We start from the raw sequence: 818 nt of genomic DNA on the forward strand, positions 1-818 counted from the left end.
TCTTCCCCGACGGCCCACCGCCCACTGGCCAACGCTATTGCCTGAACTCCGCCTCCATGGTGTTCAAGGCGCAGAATTAATCCGTCCCATCACCAGAAGCGTAGCGAATAACCTCGCTGACGGCGCGACAACCCAAGCCGACTCTGCTGTAGGAGCACTTCTTGAGGTGCGAACCTGAGCCTCGGCGAAGGATCGCCTTCAGATTGCCAATGCGCAAAACGGGCGGTTCGCACCTCAAGAGGTGCTTGTATGTTTGAATGCTCTTCCTGCAACCATGCAGGACTTGCCGGGGTGGAGGGACCAAAGGAGCATCTGACCCAAGGGTACAGACGGTAGGAGATTTGGCCCCACCCCGCACCTATTCATACGCCGATAAAGAATCCATCGGCTGAGTTGCACCTCAGACCGACGATACCTAGCAAGCCAGCGTTTCAGGTGCGCCCCGACAAGCATGTGTAACCTAGCGCAAGGGGCTGTTCAGTGGCAATGCAAGTAGAACCCTCCATTATCGGCATCGACGTGGCCAAGGCCGAGTTGGTCATCTATTTTCTGGGCCAGACCTATTCCATTGAGAACACACCCCAAGCCATTCGGGCTTGGCTCAAGGATCTGCCTTCCCTCTGCGAGATAGCCATCGAGGCCACTGGCACTTATCACATGGATGTCATTGAGCTGGCCCACCGTAAAGGCCACCACATCTACGTGATTGATGGTTCTCGCCTCCACCATTACCGCAAGGGCACAGGTGGTCGCGCAAAAACGGACGCCTCTGATGCGCAGCTACTTGCCCGCCATCTGCAACATGAAAAAGGGGCCTT

The 818-nt window shown here is 56.5% G+C and carries 2 protein-coding genes; both read left to right on the forward strand.

Going from position 1 to position 818, the window contains the following annotated elements:
• Positions 1–80: peptide-methionine (R)-S-oxide reductase (locus tag A3754_RS28830; RefSeq protein ID WP_369817593.1), on the forward strand; the 80-nt coding region annotated here is incomplete at its 5' end.
• A gap of 406 nt (positions 81–486) precedes the next feature.
• Positions 487–818, forward strand: a 332-nt coding sequence (locus tag A3754_RS08005; RefSeq protein ID WP_156496913.1) for a transposase, incomplete at its 3' end; no start/stop codon positions are given.

This window comes from Alcanivorax sp. HI0083 (assembly GCF_001635175.1).